This is a genomic window from Pseudomonas sp. GW460-LB5 (assembly GCF_059423245.1).
The window spans coordinates 239,362-265,613 of record NZ_JBWKXT010000001.1 but is presented as its reverse complement, the minus strand read 5'-3'; the positions used below and the strand labels follow the sequence as shown (position 1 = coordinate 265,613).

19 protein-coding genes and 1 pseudogene are annotated in these 26,252 nt (G+C 62.2%); 10 read left to right on the top strand and 10 right to left on the bottom strand.

Annotation, left to right across the window (positions count from 1 at the left end; genetic code table 11):
* Positions 1-123: 123 nt before the first annotated feature.
* Positions 124-993 (bottom strand): isocitrate lyase/PEP mutase family protein, encoded by an 870-nt coding sequence (locus AC07XM_RS01240; protein WP_016488870.1) that lies wholly within the window; start codon positions 991-993, stop codon positions 124-126.
* A gap of 362 nt (positions 994-1,355) precedes the next feature.
* On the opposite strand from AC07XM_RS01240, the gene AC07XM_RS01235 reads away from it, so the two are divergent.
* Positions 1,356-2,807, top strand: a complete 1,452-nt coding sequence (locus AC07XM_RS01235; RefSeq protein WP_016488871.1) for an MDR family MFS transporter — start codon at positions 1,356-1,358, stop codon at positions 2,805-2,807.
* A 77-nt stretch (positions 2,808-2,884) separates the two neighbouring features.
* Here the strand turns inward: AC07XM_RS01235 and ttgR are convergent, their stop codons facing one another.
* A complete protein-coding gene (gene ttgR / locus AC07XM_RS01230; protein WP_016488872.1) occupies positions 2,885-3,517 on the bottom strand; it encodes an efflux transport transcriptional regulator TtgR in 633 nt (210 codons plus the stop codon).
* Between the two features lie 258 nt (positions 3,518-3,775).
* Here ttgR and ttgA point away from each other — a divergent pair, with 258 nt between their 5' ends.
* From ttgA to AC07XM_RS01200, 6 genes are all read left to right on the top strand, one after another.
* Positions 3,776-4,930, top strand: coding sequence for a toluene efflux RND transporter periplasmic adaptor subunit TtgA (gene ttgA, locus AC07XM_RS01225; RefSeq protein WP_016488873.1), 1,155 nt, complete (start codon positions 3,776-3,778; stop codon positions 4,928-4,930).
* 3 nt (positions 4,931-4,933) lie between these two features.
* Positions 4,934-8,086: a multidrug efflux RND transporter permease subunit TtgB gene (gene ttgB / locus AC07XM_RS01220; protein ID WP_102689326.1), complete on the top strand. Its 3,153-nt coding sequence runs from the start codon at positions 4,934-4,936 to the stop codon at positions 8,084-8,086.
* On the top strand, positions 8,083-9,537 hold the full coding sequence (locus AC07XM_RS01215; RefSeq protein WP_023048881.1) for an AdeC/AdeK/OprM family multidrug efflux complex outer membrane factor: 1,455 nt from the start codon (positions 8,083-8,085) through the stop codon (positions 9,535-9,537). Before ttgB ends, AC07XM_RS01215 begins: the two co-directional genes overlap by 4 nt.
* 282 nt (positions 9,538-9,819) lie before the next feature.
* Positions 9,820-11,076, top strand: coding sequence for an OprD family porin (locus AC07XM_RS01210; protein ID WP_102689325.1), 1,257 nt, complete (start codon positions 9,820-9,822; stop codon positions 11,074-11,076).
* Positions 11,077-11,278: 202 nt separating this feature from the next.
* Positions 11,279-12,202, top strand: a complete 924-nt coding sequence (locus AC07XM_RS01205) for a LysR family transcriptional regulator (protein WP_102689324.1) — start codon at positions 11,279-11,281, stop codon at positions 12,200-12,202.
* 176 nt (positions 12,203-12,378) lie between these two features.
* Positions 12,379-12,885, top strand: a complete 507-nt coding sequence (locus tag AC07XM_RS01200) for an Mpo1 family 2-hydroxy fatty acid dioxygenase (protein ID WP_016488878.1) — start codon at positions 12,379-12,381, stop codon at positions 12,883-12,885.
* A 131-nt stretch (positions 12,886-13,016) separates the two neighbouring features.
* On the opposite strand, the gene pcaC is transcribed toward AC07XM_RS01200, so the two are convergent.
* The 7 genes from pcaC to pcaR all read right to left on the bottom strand — a co-directional run bounded on the left by pcaC (position 13,017) and on the right by pcaR (position 21,013).
* Positions 13,017-13,412, bottom strand: a complete 396-nt coding sequence (gene pcaC, locus AC07XM_RS01195) for a 4-carboxymuconolactone decarboxylase (protein ID WP_016488879.1) — start codon at positions 13,410-13,412, stop codon at positions 13,017-13,019.
* A 10-nt stretch (positions 13,413-13,422) separates the two neighbouring features.
* Positions 13,423-14,214: a 3-oxoadipate enol-lactonase gene (pcaD, locus tag AC07XM_RS01190; protein ID WP_102689323.1), complete on the bottom strand. Its 792-nt coding sequence runs from the start codon at positions 14,212-14,214 to the stop codon at positions 13,423-13,425.
* A gap of 11 nt (positions 14,215-14,225) precedes the next feature.
* Positions 14,226-15,578: a 3-carboxy-cis,cis-muconate cycloisomerase gene (locus AC07XM_RS01185; protein ID WP_060517513.1), complete on the bottom strand. Its 1,353-nt coding sequence runs from the start codon at positions 15,576-15,578 to the stop codon at positions 14,226-14,228.
* A gap of 9 nt (positions 15,579-15,587) precedes the next feature.
* Positions 15,588-16,877, bottom strand: coding sequence for an MFS family transporter (locus tag AC07XM_RS01180; protein WP_016488882.1), 1,290 nt, complete (start codon positions 16,875-16,877; stop codon positions 15,588-15,590).
* 185 nt (positions 16,878-17,062) lie between these two features.
* Complete coding sequence (gene pcaF, locus AC07XM_RS01175) at positions 17,063-18,265, bottom strand: 3-oxoadipyl-CoA thiolase (protein WP_102689322.1); 1,203 nt, start codon at positions 18,263-18,265, stop codon at positions 17,063-17,065.
* A 198-nt stretch (positions 18,266-18,463) separates the two neighbouring features.
* A complete protein-coding gene (gene pcaK / locus AC07XM_RS01170) occupies positions 18,464-19,810 on the bottom strand; it encodes a 4-hydroxybenzoate transporter PcaK (RefSeq protein WP_016488884.1) in 1,347 nt (448 codons plus the stop codon).
* A 327-nt stretch (positions 19,811-20,137) separates the two neighbouring features.
* Positions 20,138-21,013: a pca regulon transcriptional regulator PcaR gene (gene pcaR, locus AC07XM_RS01165; RefSeq protein WP_016488885.1), complete on the bottom strand. Its 876-nt coding sequence runs from the start codon at positions 21,011-21,013 to the stop codon at positions 20,138-20,140.
* A 475-nt stretch (positions 21,014-21,488) separates the two neighbouring features.
* Between pcaR and AC07XM_RS01160 the strand changes: the two genes are divergently transcribed.
* On the top strand, positions 21,489-21,689 hold the full coding sequence (locus AC07XM_RS01160; RefSeq protein WP_016488886.1) for a hypothetical protein: 201 nt from the start codon (positions 21,489-21,491) through the stop codon (positions 21,687-21,689).
* A gap of 311 nt (positions 21,690-22,000) precedes the next feature.
* Entirely contained in the window at positions 22,001-23,473 is a 1,473-nt protein-coding gene (locus tag AC07XM_RS01155) for an inorganic phosphate transporter (protein ID WP_024717454.1), read from the top strand.
* 87 nt (positions 23,474-23,560) lie between these two features.
* On the opposite strand, the gene AC07XM_RS01150 is transcribed toward AC07XM_RS01155, so the two are convergent.
* On the bottom strand, positions 23,561-25,036 hold the full coding sequence (locus AC07XM_RS01150) for a helicase HerA-like domain-containing protein (protein WP_023048374.1): 1,476 nt from the start codon (positions 25,034-25,036) through the stop codon (positions 23,561-23,563).
* A gap of 170 nt (positions 25,037-25,206) precedes the next feature.
* On the opposite strand from AC07XM_RS01150, the pseudogene AC07XM_RS01145 reads away from it, so the two are divergent.
* Positions 25,207-26,223, top strand: a pseudogene (locus AC07XM_RS01145) (cache domain-containing protein); the annotation flags it as partial.
* Between the last annotated feature and the right edge of the window lie 29 nt (positions 26,224-26,252).

Genomic DNA, 26,252 nt, shown 5'->3' with positions numbered 1-26,252 from the left:
CGTGCTGGCGCGCCGAGCTGCTACGCAGTCAGCCCAGCGCCGCAGCCAGCTGCGAGCAGGCACATTGCGTGCCTCACACTGCAACCTTGAGCGCCATCCGCTGAGTTGACGGCGCCCTGCCGGTCACTCTTCGACGCTCATGTATTCCTTGGCCCAGCGGATGTAATCCTCGGGCTGGGTGTAGGTGTGCGAGAGTTCGGTGGCGCTCAGGTTCTGCGACTTGTTCTGCTGGCCACGCTGCAAGCGCAAGCAATCGTAAGTGGCCTTGATCGCAGCAAAGTAGGCGCCATGGCCATCGACTGCGATACGCACGCCCAGGCTCGCCAGGCGTTCATCGTCATGCAGGTTGGGGTTGCCATAGGTGACCAGCATCAGCGGCACTGTCAGGTGCTCGGCAATCTGCTCGAGGTGTTCGAAGTCCTTCACGCCTACCATACAGATACCATCGGCACCGGCCTTCTGGTAGCTCTGGGTGCGCACGATGATTTCTTCGGTGGTGAGCACGCCAGCATTGGTACGGGCAATGATCGACAATGACGAGTCGACACGCGCCTCCAGGGCCGCACGAATCTTGCCGACGCCTTCCTCAACCGGGATCAGGTCGGTGGACTTGCGCCCGAATTGGGCGGGCAGCAGGGTGTCTTCGATGGTCAGCCCAGCCACGCCGGCGCGCTCCAGTTCGATAACCGTGCGCATCACGTTCAGCGCGTTGCCGTAGCCGTGGTCGGCATCAGCCAGCACGGGCAATTGCGCTACCCGGCCAATTCGGGTGGCCTGCTCGACAAATTCACTGAGGGTGATCAGGGCGAAGTCCGGCGCAGCCAGTACCTGCAATGAAGCGACAGAACCGCCCAGGATGCCGACCTCGAAGCCCAGGTCTGCGGCAATGCGTGCCGACATCGGGTCGAACACCGATGCAGTGTGGTAACAGGAACCTGAAGCGAGCAGTTCGCGGAAGGCAAAACGCAGATCTTGATGGGAAGCCTTGGGCATGATCACTCCGCAAATAAGTTGAAATTTGAACGGTAACTACCGACCCCTGTAATCGGGTCTACCTGACCTGTTCCAACCGTCGCCATCTGGGCGGTCATGCTCGACATGCAGGCAGAGGAATAAAAGGTGTGGGAGACAGCGGCCTGAAAAACCTGCGGCATATTGCTGCACCAAGCTGGTGCAAGCCCCGGTTTTCAGCCCCTGTGGCATACCAACGATATCACGCAGCCATGCATCACTGAATGAATGCGCCAATGCCGATTCGGCATAGGGGATGCAGATAGTACATAGGAAGCTACCTAACTCAGGTTACAATCCGACTTGCCCGCGAAGAGGCCGCCACACTCAATCAAGGTATTCCCGTGACCGCCGCCCTGCCCCCCACCACCCTGCGCAACGTGCTCACCGCCCTGATGCTGGCGATCTTCCTCGGCGCACTGGACCAGACCATCGTCGCCGTCTCACTGCCCGCGATCTCGGCCCAGTTCAACGATGTCGGCCTGCTGGCGTGGATCATTTCCGGCTACATGGTGGCGATGACCGTGGCCGTGCCGATCTACGGCAAGCTGGGTGACCTGTACGGGCGGCGGCGGATGATCCTGACCGGCATCAGTCTGTTCACCCTGGCCTCGATCGCCTGCGCCTTGGCCCAGGACATGCAGCAGCTGGTGCTGGCGCGGGTACTGCAGGGCATTGGTGCGGGTGGCATGGTTTCGGTCAGCCAGGCAATTATCGGCGACTTTGTGCCACCCCGCGAACGCGGCCGCTATCAGGGCTATTTCAGCAGCATGTATGCAGTGGCGAGTGTCGCCGGGCCAGTGCTGGGTGGAGGGTTGACCGAGTACCTGTCATGGCGCTGGGTATTCTGGATCAACCTGCCGCTGGGGCTGGTTGCCTTGTGGGCGATCCACCGGGCCCTGGGCGGCATGCCGGCGCAACGCCGCGAGGCGCAGGTTGACTACCTCGGCGCCGTGCTGCTGATCCTCGGCCTGGGCAGTCTGTTACTGGGCATCACCTTGGTCGGCCAGGGCCACCCTTGGGCCGACCCGGCCGTACTGGCCCTGTTCGCCTGCGCCGTGCTGGGCCTTGCGCTGTTCATCGCTCATGAGCGCCGCTGCCCGGAGCCGCTGCTGCCCTTGGGCCTGTTCGGCAACCGTGTCGCGGTTTGGTGCTGGGGCGTGATCTTTTTCGCCAGTTTCCAGTCCATTTCCCTGACCATGCTGATGCCGTTGCGCTATCAGGGCATCACCGGCGCCGGTGCCGACAGCGCCGCCCTGCACCTGCTGCCACTGGCGATGGGGCTGCCCCTGGGTGCCTTCACCGGCGGGCGCATGACCAGCCGCACCGGGCGCTACAAGCCGCAGATTCTGGCCGGTGCCCTGCTGATGCCAGTGGCCATTTTTGCCATGGCGCTGACCCCGCCACAGTCTGGGTGGTTCAGTGCATTGTTCATGCTGCTGACCGGCATTGCCTGCGGGTTGCAGTTCCCTACATCGCTGGTAGGTACGCAAAGTGCTGTGGACAGCAAGGACATTGGGGTGGCCACCAGCACCACCAACCTGTTCCGGTCGCTGGGCGGGGCCATGGGCGTGGCCTGCATGTCCAGTCTGCTGCTGGCACTGCTGCACCAGGGCGGGTTCGAAATGCTGGGCAACCCGTTGCTTGGGAGTCTGAAGGCAGGGGAGGTGGACCTGGTCACGCAGGCGCGGTTGACGGAAACATTCCGGCAGTTGCTGATGGGAAGTGGGCTGGTTGCACTGCTCGGGCTGATTGCCGCAGTGGCGCTGCCGGATCGGCAACTGCGCGGACGCTAGAGGCAGCTCCCGCACCCTGCGCTTAATACTCTGCTAATACATAAGGGAAACAATCCCTCACAATCCTTAACAAAGTGTCATTTGCGCAGAGCCGGGCTCAAGCGCAGCATATCCAGCCCGGTGTCGACCCATTTTTCGACATCACCCAACAGATCGACACTGTCAGGCAGCAACAGCCAGCGCCCGATCAGGCCATCGACATAGGCAAACATGGCCACCGCCGCGCGCTCGACATCCAGCTCGCCAGGCAACTGGCCCCGGCGAACGGCATTGGCCAACGCCAGGGCAATGCCCTTGTGGCAATCCAGCACCGCCCCCTGGCGCTGCTGGCGAATTTCACACATGTCATCGGTGAACTCGCACTTGTGATGCAGGATTTCATTGATACGCCGGGTTCGGGCATCGAGCACCAGCTCGTTGAACACTTGCAACAGCAGCTTGCGCATGCAGCCGAGCGGGTCGACTTCGTCCTCGCTTTCGCTCGCCCGTGCCAAGTGGTCATGGGTTTCGTGCAAGCTGTCGAGCAGCGCCTGTACCAGCTCCGCCTTGTTGTTGAAGTGCCAGTAGATCGCCCCGCGCGTGACTCCCGCCAGCTCGGCGATGTCGGCCAGGGTGGTTCGCGCAACCCCGCGCTTGTAGAAGGCCTTTTCCGCCGCCTCAATGATCTGGGCGCGGGTTTCCTGGGCTTCTTCTTTGGTTCGACGGACCATGGCAGTACAACCTCATCTGGCCCGAACGCGCGGCGCGTACGGGGGACGCTTCGGGGGCACCTCTGCAGGGAGCCTCACGGATAAGCTAATCAAGAGCTGTGGCAGTACCTGAGTACAACCCAGCGGTATTTACAAACAACCATGAATGTAAGTATATTCCTTAGCAAGCTATTTATCCACCGGATAGCAATTTTTCCAGATCAAGAACTCTTCCATTACTCTTGAGCGTCTCCCTGCTCCAGCGACCCGAGGATCCTCATGCAATTCAAGCCAGCCGTTACCGCTCTGGTTTCCGCCGTCGCCCTGGCAACCCTGCTCAGTGGCTGTAAGAAAGAAGAAGCAGCGCCCGCGGCGCAGGCTCCTCAGGTCGGCGTCGTGACCATCCAGCCGCAAGCCTTCACCCTGACCTCGGAATTGCCGGGGCGCACCACTGCCTACCGCGTCGCCGAAGTGCGCCCACAGGTCAATGGCATCATCCTCAAGCGCCTGTTCAAGGAAGGCAGCGATGTCAAGGAAGGCCAGCAGCTGTACCAGATCGACCCTGCCGTGTACGAAGCCAACCTGGGCAATGCTCAGGCCAACCTGCAGGCTACCCGCTCGCTGGCCGAGCGCTACAAGCAGCTGATTGACGAACAGGCCGTCTCCAAGCAGGAGTACGACGACGCCAATGCCAAACGATTGCAGGCCGAGGCTTCGCTCAAGAGCGCACAGATCGACCTGCGCTACACCAAGGTCCTGGCACCGATCAGCGGCCGTATCGGCCGTTCTACGTTTACCGAAGGTGCCCTGGTAAGCAATGGCCAGACCAACGCCATGGCAACCATCCAGCAACTCGATCCGATCTATGTCGACGTCACCCAGTCCACCGCCGAGCTGCTCAAGTTGCGCCGTGACCTGGCGAGCGGCCAGCTGAAGAAGGCTGGCGAAAATGCAGCCTCGGTGCAGTTGGTGCTCGAAGACGGCAGCCTGTTCAAGCAGGAAGGCCGCCTGGAGTTCTCGGAAGTTTCGGTTGACGAAACCACGGGCTCGGTCACCCTGCGTGCCCTGTTCCCTAACCCCGATCACACCCTGCTCCCAGGCATGTTCGTGCATGCGCGGCTGAACGCCGGGGTTAACGCCAACGCCATTCTGGCACCGCAACAGGGCGTGACCCGTGACCTCAAAGGCTCGCCAACCGCCCTGGTGGTCAACCAGGAGAACAAGGTCGAACTGCGCCAGCTCAAGGCCAGCCGTACCTTGGGCAGCGATTGGCTGATCGAGGAAGGCCTCAACCCAGGCGACCGCCTGATCACCGAAGGGTTGCAGTACGTGCGCCCGGGCGTCGAGGTCAAGGTCAGCGAAGCCACCAACGTCAAGAAGCCGGGCAGCCCTGATCAGGCCAACGCGGCGAAAGCAGACGCCAAAGCGGAGTAAACCATGTCGAAGTTCTTTATCGATCGCCCGATCTTCGCCTGGGTGATCGCCTTGGTGATCATGCTGGTCGGCGCCTTGTCGATCCTGAAGCTGCCTATCAACCAGTACCCCAGCATCGCGCCGCCGGCCATCGCCATCGCCGTGACCTACCCGGGCGCCTCGGCGCAGACCGTGCAGGACACCGTGGTACAGGTGATCGAGCAGCAGCTCAACGGTATCGACAACCTGCGTTATGTATCGTCGGAAAGCAACTCCGACGGCAGCATGACCATTACCGCTACCTTCGAGCAAGGCACCAACCCTGACACCGCGCAGGTCCAGGTACAGAACAAGCTGAACCTGGCCACACCACTGCTGCCGCAGGAAGTGCAACAGCAAGGTATCCGTGTCACCAAGGCAGTGAAAAACTTCCTGCTGGTGATCGGCCTGGTGTCCGAAGACGGCAGCATGACCAAGGACGACTTGGCCAACTACATCGTCTCAAACATGCAGGACCCGATCTCGCGTACTGCGGGTGTGGGTGACTTCCAGGTGTTCGGTGCGCAGTACGCCATGCGTATCTGGCTCGATCCGGCCAAGCTGAACAAGTTCCAGCTCACTCCGGTCGACGTCAAGACCGCCGTGGCGGCGCAAAACGTGCAGGTGTCGTCCGGCCAGCTCGGCGGCCTGCCAGCCCTGCCTGGTACCCAGCTGAACGCCACCATCATCGGCAAGACCCGCCTGCAGACCGCCGAGCAGTTCGAGAAGATCCTGCTCAAGGTCAACAAGGACGGCTCCCAGGTACGGCTGGGTGACGTCGCGCAAGTGGGCCTGGGCGGTGAAAACTACGCGGTCAGCGCCCAGTTCAACGGCAAGCCGGCTTCCGGCCTGGCCGTAAAACTGGCAACCGGCGCCAACGCCCTGGACACCGCCAAGGCACTGCGCGAAACCATCAAAGGCCTGGAACCTTTCTTCCCGCCTGGCGTGAAAGCGGTATTCCCTTATGACACCACCCCGGTGGTCACCGAATCCATCAGCGGTGTGATCCACACCTTGATCGAAGCCGTGGTCCTGGTGTTCCTGGTGATGTACCTGTTCCTGCAGAACTTCCGCGCCACCATCATCACCACCATGACCGTACCGGTGGTGTTGTTGGGCACGTTCGGCATCCTTGCCGCCGCCGGCTTCAGCATCAACACCCTGACCATGTTCGCCATGGTCCTGGCCATCGGCTTGCTGGTGGACGACGCCATCGTCGTGGTGGAGAACGTCGAACGGGTCATGTCCGAAGAAGGGTTACCGCCCAAGGAGGCGACCAAACGTTCGATGGAACAGATCCAGGGCGCCCTGGTGGGTATCGCCCTGGTACTGTCGGCGGTACTGCTGCCCATGGCGTTCTTCGGTGGTTCCACAGGCGTGATCTACCGGCAGTTCTCCATCACCATCGTGTCGGCCATGGGCCTCTCGGTGCTGGTAGCGCTTATCTTTACCCCGGCACTGTGCGCCACCATGCTCAAGCCGCTGAAGAAAGGTGAGCACCACACCGCCAAAGGCGGGTTCTTTGGCTGGTTCAACCGCAACTTCGACCGCAGCGTAAACGGCTACGAGCGCAGCGTGGGCACTATCCTGCGCAACAAAATACCGTTCCTGCTCGGCTACGCGCTGATCGTGATCGGCATGATCTGGCTGTTCACGCGCATTCCAACGGCGTTCCTGCCCGAGGAGGACCAGGGCGTACTGTTTGCCCAGGTTCAGACACCGGCCGGCTCCAGTGCCGAACGCACGCAGGTTGTGGTTGACCAGATGCGTGAGTACCTGTTGAAGGAAGAGGCCGACACCGTGGCATCGGTGTTCACCGTCAACGGCTTCAACTTCGCCGGCCGCGGCCAGAGCTCGGGCATGGCGTTCATCATGCTCAAGCCGTGGGGCGAACGCTCCAAGGAGAACAGTGTGTTCGCCCTGGCCGAGCGTGCCCAGCAGCATTTCTTCACCTTCCGCGACGCGATGGTGTTCGCCTTCGCGCCGCCTGCGGTGCTCGAACTGGGTAACGCTACCGGCTTCGACGTGTTCCTGCAGGACCGCGGCGGTGTCGGCCATGCCAAACTCATGGAAGCGCGCAACCAGTTCCTGGCAAAGGCCGCACAAAGCAAGATCCTCAGCGCCGTGCGCCCGAACGGCCTGAACGATGAGCCGCAGTACCAGCTGACTATCGATGACGAACGTGCAAGCGCCTTGGGCGTGACCATTGCCGACATCAACAACACCCTGTCGATTGCCTTGGGTGCCAGCTACGTCAACGACTTCATCGACCGTGGCCGGGTCAAGAAGGTGTACATCCAGGGCGAACCAAACGCGCGGATGAGCCCGGAAGACCTGCAGAAGTGGTACGTGCGCAACGGTGCAGGCGAAATGGTCCCGTTCTCCTCCTTCGCCAAGGGCGAGTGGACATACGGTTCGCCCAAGCTGTCCCGTTACAACGGCGTCGAGGCAATGGAAATCCTGGGTGCTCCGGCCCCGGGCTACAGTACCGGTGATGCCATGGCCGAAGTGGAACGCATCGCGGGCGAGTTGCCGGACGGTATCGGCTTCTCCTGGACCGGCATGTCTTACGAGGAAAAACTCTCCGGCTCGCAGATGCCGGCACTGTTCGCCCTCTCTGTGCTGTTCGTGTTCCTGTGCCTGGCTGCACTGTATGAAAGCTGGTCGATCCCGATTGCCGTCGTGCTGGTCGTACCGCTGGGTATTATCGGTGCACTGATCGCCACCAGCCTGCGCGGGCTGTCCAACGACACGTACTTCCTGGTTGGCCTGTTGACCACCATCGGTCTGGCGGCGAAAAACGCCATTCTGATCGTCGAGTTCGCCAAGGAACTGCACGAGCAAGGCCGCAGCCTGTATGACGCAGCGATCGAGGCGTGCCGCATGCGTCTGCGCCCGATCATCATGACCTCGCTGGCGTTCATCCTCGGCGTGGTACCGTTGACCATCGCCAGCGGCGCCGGCGCCGGCAGCCAGCACGCCATTGGTACTGGCGTGATCGGCGGCATGATCAGTGCGACCGTGCTGGCTATCTTCTGGGTACCACTGTTCTTCGTCGCAGTGTCGTCGCTGTTCGGCAGCAAAGAGCCGGAAAAAGACGCCACCCCTGAAACTCCACGTTATGAGGCTGGGCAATGACCAAGTCTTTGTTGTCCCTGGCAGTAACCGCTTTCATCCTTGGCGGCTGCTCGCTGATCCCTGACTACCAGACCCCGGAAGCGCCGGTGGCAGCGCAGTGGCCGCAAGGCCCTGCGTACTCGCCGACGCAATCGGCGGACGTTGCTGCCGCCGAACAGGGCTGGCGCCAGTTCTTCCACGACCCGGCGCTGCAACAGCTGATCCAGACTTCGCTGGTCAACAACCGCGACCTGCGCGTCGCGGCGCTGAATATCGACGCCTATCGTGCGCAGTACCGCATTCAGCGTGCCGACCTGTTCCCCGCGGTTTCGGCCACTGGTAGCGGCAGCCGCCAGCGGGTCCCGGCAAACATGTCGCAAACCGGCGAATCCGGCATCACCAGCCAGTACTCGGCCACGGTGGGCGTGAGCGCTTATGAGCTGGACCTGTTCGGCCGTGTGCGCAGCCTGACCGAGCAGGCGCTGGAAACCTACCTGTCCAGCGAGCAGGCGCGTCGCTCCACGCAAATCGCCCTCGTAGCCAGCGTGGCCAACGCCTACTACACCTGGCAGGCCGATCAGGCCCTGTTCAAGCTGACCGAAGAAACGCTGAAGACCTACGAGGAAAGCTACAACCTCACCCGCCGCAGCAATGAAGTCGGCGTGGCTTCGGCACTCGACCTCAGCCAGGCGCGCACCGCCGTGGAAGGCGCCCGGGTCAAGTACTCGCAGTACCAGCGCCTGGTCGCCCAGGACGTCAACAGCCTGACCGTACTGCTGGGTACCGGCATTCCTGCCGACCTGGCCAAGCCCCTGGAGCTCAATGCCGACCAGCTGGCCGAAGTACCGGCCGGCCTGCCGTCAGACATTCTCCAGCGTCGCCCGGACATCCAGGAAGCCGAGCACCTGCTCAAGGCCGCCAATGCCAACATTGGTGCCGCCCGTGCAGCGTTCTTCCCCAGCATCAGCCTCACCGCCAACGCGGGCAGCCTGAGCCCCGACATGGGGCACCTGTTCGCGGGTGGCCAAGGCACCTGGCTGTTCCACCCGCAGATCAATCTGCCGATCTTCAACGCCGGCAGCCTGAAGGCCAGCCTGGATTACTCGAAGATCCAGAAGGACATCAACGTCGCCAAATACGAAAAAACCATCCAGACCGCCTTCCAGGAAGTCTCCGATGGCCTGGCCGCGCGCAAGACCTTCGAAGAGCAGCTGCAGGCACAGCGCGACCTGGTGCAGGCGAACCAGGACTACTACCGCCTGGCCGAACGCCGCTACCGCATCGGGATCGACAGTAACCTGACCTTCCTCGACGCCCAGCGCAACCTGTTCAGCGCCCAGCAGTCGCTGATTACCGACCGCCTGTCGCAGCTGACCAGCGAGGTCAACCTGTACAAGGCGCTCGGCGGTGGCTGGTACGAGCAGACCGGCCAGGCCAACCAGCAGGCATCGGTGGAAACACCGAAAGGCTGATTGCGTCATTAGCTGAATCAAGCCCACCTTCGCGGTGGGCTTTTTTGTTATCCGCTGCCTGTTCCGCCGCGAAGCACTCGGACCAGGAAATTAATTAACCAACTGGAACATTCCGTTCGATTATCGCCCCGTTCCGTTTGCGGCGAATTGCCTCACCCCCGCAAGACCCCGCAACATCCCCTCACGCAACGTTGCCCAAGTTCATCAAGAAAAGACCCGCACCTGCAGGCTCGATCCAGCAGTGCACCGGCTCGCCCCATAAAAACAAGAGATCCACGACAGATGAGCACTTTGCAACCCGCACGCCAGCTGCTGCCCGGCCTGTTGGCCATGTCCTGCGCCCTCCCCGTGTTCGCCGCCAACGAAGGTGGTTTCATGGAGGACGCCAAGGCCACCCTCAACCTGCGCAACTTCTACATCAACCGCAACTTCGTCGACCCGGCCCTCCCGCAGGGCAAGGCCGAAGAATGGACGCAAAGCTTCATTCTCGACGCCCGCTCCGGCTTCACCCAAGGCACCGTCGGGTTCGGGGTGGACGTGCTGGGCCTGTACTCGGTGAAGCTCGACGGCGGCAAAGGCACCACCAACACTCAACTGCTGCCCGTGCATGACGACGGCCGCCCGGCCGATGACTTTGGCCGCCTGGGTGTGGCACTGAAAGCCAAGCTGTCCGAAACCGAGCTGAAAGTCGGTGAATGGATGCCGGTGTTACCCATCCTGCGCTCGGACGATGGCCGCTCGCTGCCGCAGACCTTCCGCGGTGGCCAGCTGACCTCCAAGGAAATAGCCGGCCTGACGCTGTACGCCGGCCAGTTCCGCGGCAATAGCCCGCGCAACGATGCCAGCATGGAGGACATGTCGATGAACGGCAAAGGTGCGTTCACCTCCGATCGTTTCAACTTCGGCGGCGGCGAGTACACCTTCAACGACAAGCGCACCATGATCGGCCTGTGGGATGCCCAGCTCAAAGACATCTACCACCAGCAATACCTCAATCTGACCCACAGCCAGCCGCTCGGCGACTGGACCCTGGGCGCCAACCTGGGCTACTTCATCGGCAAGGAAGACGGCGCAGAGCGCGCCGGCAAGCTGGACAACCGCACCGCCTCCGCCATGCTTTCGGCGCGCTACCAGGGCCACACCTTCTACGTGGGCCTGCAGAAGGTCAGCGGCGACGATGCCTGGATGCGGGTCAACGGTACCAGTGGCGGCACCCTGGCCAACGATAGCTACAACTCCAGCTTCGACAACGCCAAGGAGCGCTCCTGGCAGCTGCGCCATGACTTCAACTTCGCAACCGTTGGCGTGCCTGGGCTGACCCTGATGAACCGCTATATCAAGGGTGAAAACGTCACCGTGGGCAGCGTGGATGACGGCAAGGAATGGGCTCGCGAGACCGAACTGGCCTATGTGGTGCAGTCAGGCAGCTTCAAGGACCTGTCGGTGAAATGGCGCAACTCCACCATGCGCCGGGACTTCAGCACCAACGCCTTTGATGAGAACCGGCTGATTGTGAGTTACCCGCTGAATCTCCTTTGAATGCTTCGCGGGCACGCCCGCTCCCACAGGACCGGCACAGCTTTCAGACGCTGTGCTGCTCCTGTGGGAGCGGGCGTGCCCGCGAAGAGGCCAAAGGCCCTTTGAAATAACCAAAAGAAATAATCAAATCCATAAACCTTCTTGGACGACATAAGCTGTAACAGCTTGAATAGGGCCCTGATCCCCGCCCCAGAGCCGTGACATGGACCTCCGCCAGCTGCGCTACTTCATTGCCCTTACCGAATACCGCAGTTTCGTCCGTGCCGCCGAGGCCATGGGCATCACTCAACCCGCCTTCAGCCGCGCCATCCAGAGCCTGGAACACACGTTTGGCTGCCCGCTGGTAGACCGCGCCAGCAAGGCGCTGCTGCCAACGCCCGAGGGCCTGGTGGTGCTGCAACACGCCCGCCGCCTGGTGCAGGGCGCAGCACAACTGAGTAACGAAGTGCTGCAAATGACCAAGCTTGACGCCGGCGAGCTGCATTTCGGCAGTGGCCCGGCGCTGGCGGTACGCCTGGTTCCCGACGCCTTGCGCCACTTCATCGAGCACCACCCCGGCATCCGCACCTCGCTGCTGGTGGACAATGCCGAACGCCTGGGCCAGGCCCTGCGCCGCGAACAGATCGAGTTTTTCGTCGACGATATCCGACCGTTCGAAGCCGACCCCAACTTCCATACCGAGCCCCTGTCGCCACGCCCCGGCCTGTTTTTCTGCCGCCCGGGGCACCCATTACTGGCCAAGGACAGCCTCTCGACCAACGACCTGTTCCGCTATCCACTGGCCAGCGCCCTGCTCGCCCCCGGCGTGCGCAAGCGCCTGGCCAACCTGAGTGGGCGCAGGGATTTCATCCCGCACCTGCAAACCGAGCACCTGGCCATACTGCGCAGCGTGGTGCAGGCCAGCAACGCTATCGGCACGGCCAGCGAGGAGGCCGTGGCCGATGACCTTGCGGCTGGCACCCTGGTGCGCCTGCACTGGCGCAACCTGCCGCCGGCGCTGGAGGTACTGAGCGTGCGTTGCGGGGTGGTCAGCCGTAGCGGTTACCGGTTGTCGCCGGCGGCGCGGGCGATGATCGAGACACTGGTGGGGCTGGATACGCCAGTGCGGGCTGCTGCCATTCGCTGAGCTGATGATAGTGGTGGCTGCGGGCTATCCTGAGCTATATGGGTTGCCAAGGCCGGCCCTTTCGCGGGTGAACCCGCTCCCACAGGGTTTCGTGGATCCCTGTGGGAGCGGGTTCACCCGCGAAAGGGCCGGCACTGGCAATACACCTAGATCAGGCACACCAGGGAGGCACAACAATGAAAACCCTCGTCGACCACCTGAGCCAATACGCCAGCTACCACCGCGACCCACGCAACATTGCCACCCACTTCGTCGGCATCCCGCTGATCGTGCTGGCAGTCACCATCCTGCTGTCACGCCCTGGCGGGGAGGTGGCTGGCATGTGGTTGTCCCCTGCCCTGCTGGCAGCGGCGGCCTCGGTGTGGTTCTACCTGCGCCTGGACCTGCGGTTCGGCCTGGTGATGGGGTTGCTGCTGGGCCTGTGCCTGTGGGTCGGCCAGGTGCTGGCCGTGCAGACAACTACGCTGTGGCTCAGCACCGGCCTGGCGGCATTCGTGGCGGGTTGGATCATCCAGTTCGTCGGCCATTACTACGAAGGCCGCAAACCTGCATTTGTCGACGATATCAGCGGCCTGATCATCGGGCCACTGTTCGTGGTGGCAGAAGCCGCGTTCATGCTGGGCCTGTGCCCGAACCTGAAACAGGCCGTAGAAAACAACGCAGGCCCGGTAGCCATGCGTTAGAAGAACACGGTTATGTAAGCATTGGATGGCCCTATCGCCGGCAAGCCAGCTCCCACAGGGATTGCATCAGGCCTGAGGGCAGTGCATTCCCCGTGGGAGCTGGCTTGCCGGCGATAGGGCCAGCGCAGGTATTACTGCTGTCGAGACTCGACACCCAGTTCATCCCACACCGACTCAGCCAGGTGGAACGTGGCGTTGGCTGCCGGAATGCCGCAATAGATGGCACTCTGCATCAGCACTTCCTTGATCTCGTCACGGGTCACGCCATTGTTGGCCGCCGCGCGCAGGTGCAGTTTCAGCTCATCGTTACGGTTCATGCCGATCAGCATGGCAATGGTGATCAGGCTGCGGGTGTGACGGGGCAGGCCCGGGCGGGTCCAGATATCACCCCAGGCGTGGCGGGTGATCATCTCCTGGAACTCGCCATTGAAGTCATTGAGCTTTTCCAGGCTGCGGTCCACGTGGGCATCGCCAAGCACCGCACGGCGCACTTGCATGCCGGCGTCGTAACGTTGTTTCTCATCCATGGCGTTTTCCTCAGTGAGCCAGCAGGAAGTCGAGCACACGGCGGCTGAACGCCTCACCGATTTCGACGTTGGACAGGTGCGCTGCCGGGAAGTCTACGTACTCGGCACCTTGGATACCGGCCTGCATGAAGCGGCCATGCTCAGGGGTGGTGACCACGTCTTGTGTACCGGCAACGATCAGCGCGGGCACCTGGATGCGGCCCAGTTGTTCACGGTAATCGGCATCACGCACCGCTGCGCAGTTGGCGGCATAACCTTGCGGGCTGGTTTGCGCCAGCATCTGGCAAATGCGCTGGGCTTGCTCAGGCTGGGCCTGGACAAAGCCTGGGGTGAACCAGCGGGCGATAGAGCCATCGCGCAGGTCGACCATGGCCTGCTGGCCACCCTTGAGCACGGTGTCGATACGGGGGTTCCACACCTCGTCACTGGCGATCTTGGCGGCGGTGTTGCACAGGGTCAGGCTGTGCAGGCGCTGGCCGGCGTTGATGCCCAGCCACTGGCCGATCAGGCCACCCATCGACAGGCCGACAAAGTGCGCTTTCTGAATGTCCAGGCCGTCAAGCAGCGCCAGCACGTCACGGCCCAATTGCTCGATGCTGTAGGGGCCTTCAGTGACCAACGAGGCACCGTGGCCACGGGTGTCGTAGCGCAGTACACGAAAGTGCTGGCTCCACAAGGGAATCTGGGTGTCCCACATGCCCAGGTCGGTGCCCAGCGAGTTGGACAGGACCAGCACCTGGGCGTTTACCGGGCCATCGATCTGGTAGTTCAAAACGCCATCGGCCAGTTGCAAATGCGCCACAGCAGTCTCCTTCAGGCAGTGAAATGTTGATGTTCGGATACGGCGCGCGCCACCCAGACGCGGGCCTGGCCCAGGTAATGGGCAGGGTCGAGCAGGCGATCAAGTTCTTCGGCAGACAGCTCGGCACTGACCTGCGGTTCGTCACCCAGCACAGCACGCAAGTGGCGCTGCTCGGCCACCGCGCGCTGGCAGCATTGTTCGAGCAGGTGGTGGGCACGGTCGCGGCCCAGGCGCTGGGCAAGCACAATACTCACCGCTTCTGCCAGCACCAGCCCTTGGGTCAGGTCGAGGTTACGGCGCATGCGCGCTGCGTCCACTTCCATGCCCTCGGCAATGACCTGGGCCTGGCGCAGCGCGCCGGAGACCAGGCAGCAGATATCCGGGAGGGTTTCCCATTCTGCATGCCACAGGCCCAGGCTGCGCTCATGTTCTTGGGGCATGGCAGCGAACAGCGTCGACACCAGCCCCGGCACACGGGTAGCCGCACCAATCAGCACCGCAGCGCCCACCGGGTTGCGCTTGTGCGGCATGGTCGAAGAGCCGCCCTTGCCCGGCGCAGAAGGCTCGAACAGCTCCCCCGCCTCGGTTTGCATCAGCAAGCTGATATCGCGGCCGAACTTGCCCAGGCTGCCGGCCACCAGGCCCAGCACCGAGGCAAACTCCACCAGGCGATCACGCTGGGTGTGCCAGGGTTGCTCAGGCAGGGTCAGCTTCAGCTGCTCGGCCAGGGCCTCGGCCACCGGCATCGCCTTGCTGCCCAAGGCGGCCAGGCTGCCCGACGCGCCGCCAAACTGCAGCACCAGCAAACGCGGGCGCAGTTCCCGCAGGCGCTGGCGGTGACGGGTCAATGCACCCAGCACGCCGGCCAGTTTCATGCCCAGGGTCACCGGGGTGGCATGTTGCAACCAGGTGCGACCTACCAACGGCGTATCAGCATGCTTCAAGGCCTGCTGCGACAGGGTATCGGCCAGTTTACCCAGGTCGGCTTCGATCAGGTCGAGGGCATCGCGCAACTGCAGGACCAACCCGGTGTCCATCGCATCCTGGCTGGTGGCGCCCAAGTGCACATAGCGCTCGGCCTCGGGCACGCCACTGGCAATCACCTTGCCCAACGCCTTCACCAGCGGGATTGCCGAGTTGCCAGCGGTAGCGATGGCATTGGCTAGCGCACCAACGTCATAGCGCTCGGCCTGGCATGCCGCTTCGATGGCAGCCACGGCGCTGTGCGGGACCAGCCCGGCAGCGGCTTCGGCACGGGCCAGTGCGGCTTCGAAATCGAGCATGCCCTGCAGGCGGCCACGGTCGGAGAAAATCTCGCGCATGGCCGGCGCGGTGAAGTAGGCGTCGAACAGTTGGTTGGTCATGCCACGTCCTTAGTCATCGTGGTGCAGGTACGCGGCCTGCTTGGGCAGGCGCAGGCTGAACAGGAAGGCAATTGCCATCATGGCCGTCACGTACCAGTAGAAAGTGTTTTCCATACCCAGGGTCTTCAGGCCCAGGGCCACGTACTCGGCAGAGCCGCCGAATGCCGCGTTGGCGACTGCATAGGCCAGGCCCACACCCAGTGCACGCACCTGTGGCGGGAACATCTCCGCCTTCACCAGGCCGCTGATCGAGGTGTAGAAGCTGACGATACACAATGCCAGGCTGATCAGTACGAAGGCCATGAACGGGCTGGTGACGGTTTTCAGCGCCATCAGCAGCGGTACAGTGCACAGGGTACCGAGGGCGCCGAACAGCAGCATCGAATTGCGCCGGCCGATGCGGTCGGACAGCATGCCGAAGAACGGCTGCAGCACCATGAACAGGAACAGCGCGCCGGTCATCACGTAGCTGGCGTTTTTCGCCGTCATGCCAGCGGTGTTGACCAGGTACTTCTGCATGTAGGTGGTGAAGGTGTAGAAGATCAGCGAGCCACCAGCGGTGTAGCCAAGCACGGTAATGAAGGCCGCTGCATGGTTGCGGAACAGGCCACCGATCGAGCCTGCATCCTTGTCATTGCGGGTTTCGGCGCTGCTGGTTTCGTGCAGCGAACGGCGCAACATCAGCGAGATAAGAGCGGCAATGGCCCCCACCACGAACGGAATGCGCCAGCCCCAGGCCCGCAGTTCGTCTTCGGTCAGCAGCTGTTGCAGGATGACCACCACCAGCACCGCCAGCAACTGGCCGCCAATCAGGGTGACGTACTGGAACGAAGCAAAAAAGCCGCGCTGGCCACGAAGGGCCACTTCACTCATGTAAGTGGCGGTGGTGCCGTATTCCCCCCCCACCGACAAGCCCTGGATCAGGCGGGCCAGCAACAGCAACGCTGGCGCCCAGGTGCCAATGCTGCCATAGGTGGGCAGGCAGGCGATCATCAAAGAGCCGAAGCACATCATCAGCACCGAGATCATCAGCGAATTCTTGCGACCATGTCGGTCAGCGAGGCGGCCGAAGATCCAGCCACCGATGGGGCGCATCAAAAAACCTGCGGCGAACACGCCGGCCGTGTTCAACAACTGCACGGTCGGGTCGTCGGAGGGGAAAAAAGCCGGGGCGAAGTAGATTGCGCAGAAGGCGTAGACGTAGAAGTCGAACCATTCCACCAGGTTGCCTGATGAGGCACCGACGATAGCGAAGATGCGCTTGCTGCGTTCTTCGCCGGTGTAATAGGTTGAGGTCATGACGGGTTTACTCCTGGAGGGTACTAGGTAAGTCTAGACATACCTGGTAACACACTCGTTCCGCTATCTGGCTGGCAATTGGCCTTATGTCGAAGCTACCGGCCCTATCGCGGGCAAGCCCGCTCCTACAGGGAGAGCGTGGTTCCTTGTAGGAGCGGGCTTGCCCGCGATAGGGCCGGTACAGGTCAAACCCGCTCGATGGCCAGCGCCAGACCTTGGCCGACACCTACACACATGGTCGCCAGGCCCTTGCGCCCGCCACTTTTCTCCAGCTGATGCAGCGCAGTCAGCACCAGGCGCGCACCGCTCATGCCCAGCGGGTGCCCCAGGGCGATCGCGCCGCCATTAGGGTTCACCTGCGGTGCATCGTCGTCCACACCCAGCTCACGCAGCACCGCCAGGCCTTGGCTGGCAAAGGCTTCGTTGAGCTCGATCACGTCGAAATCACTCACCGCCACCCCCAGGCGCTCGGTCAGCTTACGCACCGCTGGCACCGGGCCAATGCCCATCACACGTGGTGCAACACCGCCGCTGGCCATGCCCAGCACGCGGGCGCGCGGGGTCAGGCCGTGCTTCTTCACGGCTTCCGCCGACGCCAGGATCAGCGCCGCAGCACCGTCGTTCACGCCCGAGGCGTTGCCAGCGGTGACTGTCTTGTCCGGGCCATTGACCGGCTTGAGCTTGGTCAGCGCCTCCAGCGTGGTTTCCGGACGCAGGTGCTCGTCACGCTCCACGATGGTTTCGCCCTTCTTGTGCGCAATGCGCACCGGGACGATCTCTTCGGCAAAGAAGCCAGCAGCCTGGGCCGCTGCAGCCTTCTGCTGGCTGCGCAGGGCGAAAGCGTCCTGGTCAGCGCGCGAAACCTGGTAGTCGTCGGCGACGTTATCGGCCGTTTCCGGCATGGAGTCCACACCGTACTGGCTCTTCATCAGAGGGTTGATGAAACGCCAGCCGATGGTGGTGTCTTCAAGCTTCATGTTGCGCGAATAGCCGCTTTCAGCCTTGCCCATGACGAACGGTGCGCGCGACATCGACTCGACACCGCCAGCAATCACCAGCTCCATTTCGCCGCTTGCAATAGCGCGGAAGGCGGTACCAATGGCATCCATGCCCGACGCGCACAGGCGGTTCAGGGTGACACCCGGGATGCTTTCCGGCAGGCCGGCCAGCAGCAGCGCCATACGCGCCACGTTGCGGTTGTCTTCACCGGCCTGGTTGGCGCAGCCGAAGAACACTTCATCAACCTGGTCCCACTGCACGGCAGGGTTGCGCTCGATCAGCGCTTTGAGTGGCACGGCGGCCAGGTCGTCGGCACGCACACTCGCCAGCGCGCCGCCGAAGCGGCCGATGGGGGTGCGGATGGCGTCACAGATAAATACGTCGCGCATTAGGCTTCTCCTGCCACTGGCCATGGGCCGCGGCGGTACGTGTGGAGGCTACTGGTCAGGGTGCTTCGATGAGCCCAGATTAAGGAGACTGACGGTAGGCTTACAATCCGATAATCGACTATCCGTGCGATTATCGAACTATTTGTTACGCTGCTACCTATCTGCCTGCTGGGAGCGCTGCACGCCCCCCCCCGCTATTCAGGTCGCGTCGGCGTGGCTTACCAGCCCCTTCACGATCACACCTACGGTCGCCAGTGCCGCTGGCACCAGCAACGCCGTCAGTACCTGTTCGAAGTTCCAGCCCAGGCCCAACAGCGTAGCGCCGCTCCAGGCCCCCAGAATTGCACCAAAGCGGCCGATACCCAGCATCCACGATACACCCGTGGCACGGCCCTGAGTCGGGTAGAAGCGTGCTGCCAACGATGGCATTGCCGATTGCGCGCCGTTCACGCACATACCGGCAATCAGCACCAAGGTGGCCAACACGGTGATGTTGCCCAGGCTCTGCCCCACGGCGTATGCAAACACCCCGGCCAGCAGGTAGAAAATGCCGATCACCTTGTGCGGGTTGTAGCGGTCCATGGCCCAGCCCACACCCACGGCACTCAGCACGCCGCCAAACTGGAACAGCGCGCCGATAAATGCGGCCTGCTCCATGCTCGCGCCGCTGTCACGCATCAGGGTTGGCAACCAGCTGGTCAGCAGGTAGACGATCACCAGGCCCATGAAGTAGGTCAGCCACAGCAGCATGGTGCCCAGGCCATAAGTGCCGGAGAAGATCAGCGCAAAGACGCTGCGGGCGGCTACGGCCTTTTGCTCTGGCACGCTGAAGCTGCCCGCCTCGGCCACCACCTGCGGCGCAATGGGCGAAAGGGTCTTGCGTATCTTGTCGGTACCCCGGTTGCGCACCACCAGGAACCGCGCCGATTCCGGCAGCCAGACCATCAACACCAGCGCCAGCAGCAGTGGCAGCACGCCGCCGATTACCAGCAGGCTGTGCCAGCCATAGGCCGGGATCATCTTGGCGGAAATGAAGCCACCACCGGCCATGCCCAGGTTGAAGCCGCAGAACATGCTGGTCACCAGCAGCGATTTGAGGCGCTCGGGGGTGTATTCGGACAGCAGTGTGGTTGCATTGGGCATACCGGCGCCCAGACCCAGGCCGGTCAGGAAGCGCAGTACCAGCAACTGGTCGACGTTGGTGGCATAGGCTGAGGCCAGGCTGAAACCGCCAAACACCAGCACCGCGCCCACCAGCACGCCTTTACGGCCGAAGCGGTCAGCCAACGGCCCGGAGCCCAGGGCACCGAACACCATACCGATCAATGCGGCGCTCATCACCGGGCCAAGGCTCGCCCGGTCGATGCCCCACTCCTGCGACAGCGCCGGGGCGATGAAGCCCATGGCGGCAGTGTCCAGGCCATCGAGGAAGACGATCAGGAAGCACAGCAACACGACCCGCCACTGGTAGCGGGAAAGCGGCTGCTGATTGATGAACGACTGAACGTCGAGGCTTTTGCCGACGTTGTTTTGCGCTTGGTTCATTGTTGTTGTCCAGAATGTTGGGCACAGCCAGACCACTGCACACGGGCGACCGGCACAGAGGACGATGATTGGGGGAATATGGCCTGCGTCAGCCTGGATACAACGGTACTGCGTGCGGGTGCGGCCGCAGCAGCAAGTGGACAGTATTCATGGTAAGTGCCTCTTGTATTTTTTGTTCGGTCGGCATGGCCGACCGTTGCGAGAGACATTAATCAGCGGGCGGCGGTGGCGCAATTCGCCCGGAGCGACACTGTGCGTTTATCGCACAAGAAACCGTTTTGCCTGTTCTAAATGTCAAAGGGGGGCGCTCCGCGGCCCCCTTCAATCTCAGCCAAACAACTGATGGCAAAGGTCCCGGCTGGCCGCCAGCAGGATCGGCAGGAAGCGCTGTTCCAGCTCACTGCGTGTCACCCGCCCCACATGGGTGCTCACGTTCAACGCCGCCAACACTTGCCCCGATGCATCGTAGATCGGCACGGCAATCGAACGCAGCCCCTGCTCCAGCTCCTGGTCCACCACGCACCAGCCTTGGGCGCGGACCTGCTGGATGCAGGCGAACAGTGACTCGGGGTCATGCAAGGTACGGCTGGTACGCGCCTTCAGGTCGGCACGCTCCAGGTATTCACGCAGGCTGGTGTCGTCCATGGCCGCCAGCAGGATGCGCCCCATGGATGTGCAGTAGGCCGGCAGGCGCCCGCCCACCGACAGGTCGACCGATATCAGCCGCTCCACCGTGGCCGAACGGGCTATATAAAGAATGTCGTCGCCTTCAAGGGTGGCCATGTTGGCGGCTTCGTGCAATTGGTCACTGATACGGTCGAGATAAGGCTGGGCAGAGATCGCCAGTGGCGTAGACGACAGGTAGGCGTGCCCCAGCGTCAGCACTTTGGGCAGCAGCGAATAGGTACGCCCGTCGGAGGTGGCGTAACCCAGCTTGATCAGTGTGTGCAGGCAACGGCGCACCGCGGCTCGGGGGATTTCGGTGCGGTGGCTGATCTGGGCGATGGTCAGGTGGCGCTTGCGTTCCTGAAAGGCCTGGATCACGGCCAGGCCACGTGCCAGGGAGGTCATGAAGTCTGGATCGCCGGTAAACGCCTGGATGCGCTTGGCCGGTGAAGCCACGATCGGCGGGGCCATGGCGGCCGATGGGGGTCGCGCCGGCTCTGGATTGACCGAATCATTGACCAGGGTTTCGTCACTCATCGCACACCTCAAAAAAAAACGCCCACTCGTTCGATTATCGAACAAACGGCCGATAATCGCAATTGACCGCTGACACGTTTGCTTATACCTTTCTCATGCCACTTGTGGCTTCTTTGGAGAGACTGGTCAGGTACCCACCGTAGAAGTCCCCAGGCAACGGCCTCGCCTCTTGGCGAGGCCGTTTTTCATTCTGGCGTCGCCCTGGCATTGCGGCGAACTTTTATCCGTCATGCCTTTCAAACTTGTACGAAGCGTCCGAACTGTTTCCGCCCCTGCCACTCGTTGCGTCAGGTGCTGTCAGGGTTCGGTAAATAACGATGTTCGGCGAATTATCGGTTGCTATAATCATTGCGCAGGCCCGGGCGCTAGCATGGCAGCGGCGTATTCCGCTGTATGTAGCCGTTGCGGCCAGCCAGGCATGTGCACGCTGCACATCGCATAACAAACGTCATCACACTTAATTCAGGTACTGCATGTGACGAAAGATGAACTGCGCGCAGAACTCGAGCGCCAGGCTGAACGTTACAAGGATGTTTACGGTGGTGAAGTCACCACTTACGCCGCACAACCGGATCCGGAACGCAAACCCTGGCGCAAACGTGCCAGCGTGCGCGACCAGGCGTTCAACCAGGAACTTGAACGCATTGAAAAGGAACTGCGCAGCGACAATCCCTGACCCGGGACCACGCCAGCGCGTCGTCGCCCGGCCAGCCCGGGCGAGGTCGATCTTTACCGCCTGACCGAAGATGAAATGGATTTTCACAAATTTCATACGACCGTTTGAATGATGACGAAACGGCCATTTCTTCGCTTTTTTGCCTGATTTCGCCAGGCTTTGCGCTTTTTAGCAGACATTTTCCTGCCTGATTGCCCCAGTTCGCATCCCATGCTCACGCCATGAAGATTGCCATCGGTCTGTAGCAGGTGCATCGATTGCCAAGGTTTTCTGGCATAATCCCGCCCCCCTATACCCGCCAGACAACCTTCATGATCGATTTATTCAGCGGACTGGATGCCTGGGTGTTGGTGAGCCTGCTGCTCGCCTTGACCTTCGTACTCGCCTTCGAGTTCATCAATGGCTTTCATGACACCGCCAATGCGGTAGCTACAGTCATCTACACCAAAGCCATGCCGCCGCACCTCGCCGTGTTCTTCTCCGGTGTGTTCAACTTCCTTGGCGTTCTGCTCGGCGGTGTGGGGGTGGCCTATGCCATCGTGCACCTGCTGCCGGTAGAACTGCTGATCAATGTGAACACCGGACACGGCCTGGCCATGGTCTTCTCGCTGCTGGCTGCGGCCATCACCTGGAACCTGGGTACCTGGTACTTTGGCATCCCGGCCTCGAGTTCGCACACGCTGATCGGCTCCATTCTCGGTGTCGGCCTGGCCAACGCCCTTATCAACGACATTCCGTTGGGTGATGGCGTCAACTGGCAGAAGGCGATCGACATCGCCATGTCGCTGGTGGTTTCGCCAATGGCCGGCTTTGCCGTGGCGGCCCTGGTGCTGATCGGCCTGAAGTGGTGGCGCCCGCTGTCGAAGATGCACAAAACCCCCGACCAGCGTCGCAAACTCGACGACAAGAAGCACCCGCCATTCTGGAACCGCATGGTACTGGTGGTTTCGGCCATGGGCGTGAGCTTCGTGCACGGCTCCAACGACGGCCAGAAAGGCATCGGCCTGATCATGCTGGTGCTGATCGGTATTGTCCCGGCCAAGTTCGTCCTCGACCTGAACAGCACCACCTACCAGATCGAGCGTACCCGCGACGCTACCCTGCACATGAGCCAGTTCTACCAGCGCAACGCCGCCACCCTGGGCGAATTCCTGGCACTGGGCAAGGCCAAGTCCAGCGACCTGCCGGAGAAGTTCAGCTGCAACCCGCAGCAGACCGAGCCGACCATCGCCGCGCTGCAGTCTTCGCTTCAGGGCGTGACCGACTACCACAGCCTGGATGCCGACAAACGTGTTGAAGTGCGCCGCTACCTGCTGTGCCTGGATGACACCGCGAAAAAGGTCGGCAAGCTGCCGGGCCTCGAGGCCCGTGAAAAGGCCGACCTGGAAAAACTCCGCAAAGACCTGACCGCCACTACCGAATACGCACCATTCTGGGTGATCGTGGCCGTCGCCCTGGCCCTGGGCCTGGGCACCATGGTTGGCTGGAAGCGTGTGGTACTCACCGTTGGCGAAAAAATCGGCAAGCAGGGGATGACCTATGCCCAAGGCATGTCGGCACAAATCACTGCCGCCTGCGCCATCGGCATGGCCAACGTGTTCGCCCTGCCGGTATCGACCACACACGTGCTGTCGTCCGGTGTAGCCGGCACCATGGTTGCCAACAAGAGCGGCCTGCAAGGCGGCACGGTGAAGACCATCCTGCTGGCCTGGGTCCTGACCCTGCCGGCTTCGATGGGCCTGGCCGCCGGCCTGTTCTGGCTGGCATCCAAAGCCATTGGCTGAGTGACACCGCAATAGAAAAAGGCGCCTCATGGGCGCCTTTTTCACAGGAGTCATTCCTGTACCGGCGATAGGGCCGGTACAGGCAAACTACCTTTTCTTGCCCCCCAGCAACGATCCCATCAGCCCTCGCACCAGCTGTCGCCCCAACTGATTGGCCGCCTGGCGCACTGCCGACTTGATCGCCTGCCCCGCCGCACTTTGCAAGAAGTCGCCGGCCTTGTCGGCAAAGCTCTCCTCGTCCACCTTCGGTTGCGGCGCCGGCTCCAACGCCTCGCCCTTGCGCTGGGTCAGCCTCTCATAGGCCGACTCACGGTCCACCGGTTTGTCATAGCGCCCCACCAGCGGCGAAGCAGCAATCAGCGCAGCTCGCTCGGCCGCACTCAGTGGCCCGATACGCGACTGCGGCGGCGCAATCAGCACCCGCTGCACCATGGCAGGCGTGCCCTTTTCCTCCAAGGTACCCACCAACGCCTCGCCAATCCCCAGCTCGGTCAGCACCGCCAGGGTGTCGAATGCCGGGTTCGGGCGAAAGCCATCGGCCACCGCCCTCAGCGACTTCTGCTCCTTGGCGGTAAACGCCCGCAAGCCATGCTGTATGCGCAAACCCAACTGGGCCAGCACCGCATCCGGCAAGTCACCCGGTGACTGGGTGACGAAATACACCCCCACACCCTTGGAGCGGATCAGCCGCACCACCTGCTCCAGGCGGTCCTGCAACGCTTTTGGCGTACCGTTGAACAGCAAGTGCGCTTCATCGAAGAACAAGGCCAGCACCGGCTTGTCGGCATCTCCACGCTCGGGCAACTGCTCGAACAGCTCGGCCAGCAGCCACAGCAGGAAAGTCGCGTACACCTTGGGCGCCTCATGCACCAGCCGGCTGGCGTCGAGCAGGTGGATGCGCCCACGGCCATCCAAATCTGGCCGCAGCAGGTCCTCGAGCTGCAATGCCGGCTCGCCGAACAGCGCCTCGGCGCCCTGCTGCTCCAAGGTCGCCAGGCGCCGCAACAGCGCCTGGGTCGAGGCCGTGGTCATTAGCGCACTGTCTTCCCCCAGCAATTGTGGGTTGTCCTTCAGGTGCGCGAGCAGCGCCTTGAGGTCCTTGAGGTCCAGCAGCAACAGGCCCTCACGGTCGGCCACCTTGAAAGCTGCATACAGCGCCGCCTGCTGACTGTCGGTCAGTTCCAGCAGGTTGCCCAGCAGCAACGGCCCCATTTCACTGAGGGTAGTGCGCAGCGGGTGGCCGGACTGCCCGGCGATGTCCCAGAGGCTGACCGGGTAGGCCTGAGGCGTGTGCCCCAGCCACGGCATGCCGGCGATGCGTTCGGCCACCTTGCCCTGCGGCGCGCCGGCAGCCCCCAGCCCACACAGGTCACCTTTGACATCGGCCGCGAATACGGCCACCCCTGCGTCACTGAACGCTTCTGCCAGGTGCTGCAAGGTCACGGTCTTGCCAGTACCCGTCGCGCCCGCCACCAGGCCATGGCGGTTGGCCAGCCGCATCGCTTGCCCGACTGGCTGGCCATCTGGGCCAGCACCCACAACTATGGTCGAAGTTTCCGACATCTCTGCAATCCTCTGCTCAAGCTTTGCCTTAATTCGGCCGATACCTTTGGGTGATATTCGCCTTAATTAGAGAGGAACAACCGAAAAGGGACTTTTCGGGATGTTGCACTGCTTTGCGGCTCCACCCGTGCGAACGCCTGATATAACACCTTAGCGGAACCGATTACGCCATGAACAAAAGCCTTCGTTTCAGCCACAAGATTCTTTTGGCAGCATCATTGATCGTGATACTCGCCTTCAGCCTGTTCACGCTCTACAACGATTACCTCCAGCGTAATGCGATCCGCGCGGACCTGGAAAACTATCTCGCTGAAATGGGCGCCTCCACTTCGACCAACATCCGCAACCTGTTCGATGGCCGTATCAAGCTGGTGGAAAACCTGGCACAGAACATTGCCCAAAACCCAACCAACGCCGAAACCCTGATGGGCCAGAATGCGTTGATTTCCAGCTTCCTCACCGTTTACCTGGGCAAGGTGGACGGCGGCTTCAGCGTGCGCCCGGACGCAAAAATGCCCGATGGCTACGACCCGCGCACCCGCCCTTGGTACAAGGACGGCATGAACGCCACCGGCGCGACACTGACCGAACCGTACATCGACATGACCACCAACAAGATGGTCATTGGCATCCTCAGCAAGGTTTCCAGCAGTGTCGGCGTGGTCGGGGGCGACCTGGCCCTGGACGGCCTGGTGCAGATCATCAACTCGCTGAACTTCGGCGGCATGGGCTACGCCTTCCTGGTGAACGACCAGGGCAAGATCCTGGTGCACCCTGACCAAGACCTGGTGATGAAGTCGCTGTCGGACCTGTTCCCGCAGCACACGCCAAAGCTGACCGGTGAGCTGACCGAAGTGCAGAGCGAAGGCCAGACCCGCCTGCTGACCTTCACCCCGATCACCGGCCTGCCTTCGGCCAACTGGTACATCGGCCTGTCGGTGGACAAGGACAAGGCCTTCTCGATGCTGAGCACTTTCCGCACCTCGGCGGTGATCGCCACGGTGGTGGCGGTGGTGATCATCATCGGCCTGCTTGGCCTGCTGATCAGCGTGCTGATGCAGCCGCTGCATACCATGACCCGCGCCATGGAAGACATCGCCGAGGGTGAAGGCGACCTGACCAAACGCCTGCGCATTCACAACCACGACGAGTTCGGCATCCTGGGCACCGCCTTCAACCGTTTCGTCGAGCGTATTCACAGCTCCATCGCCGAAGT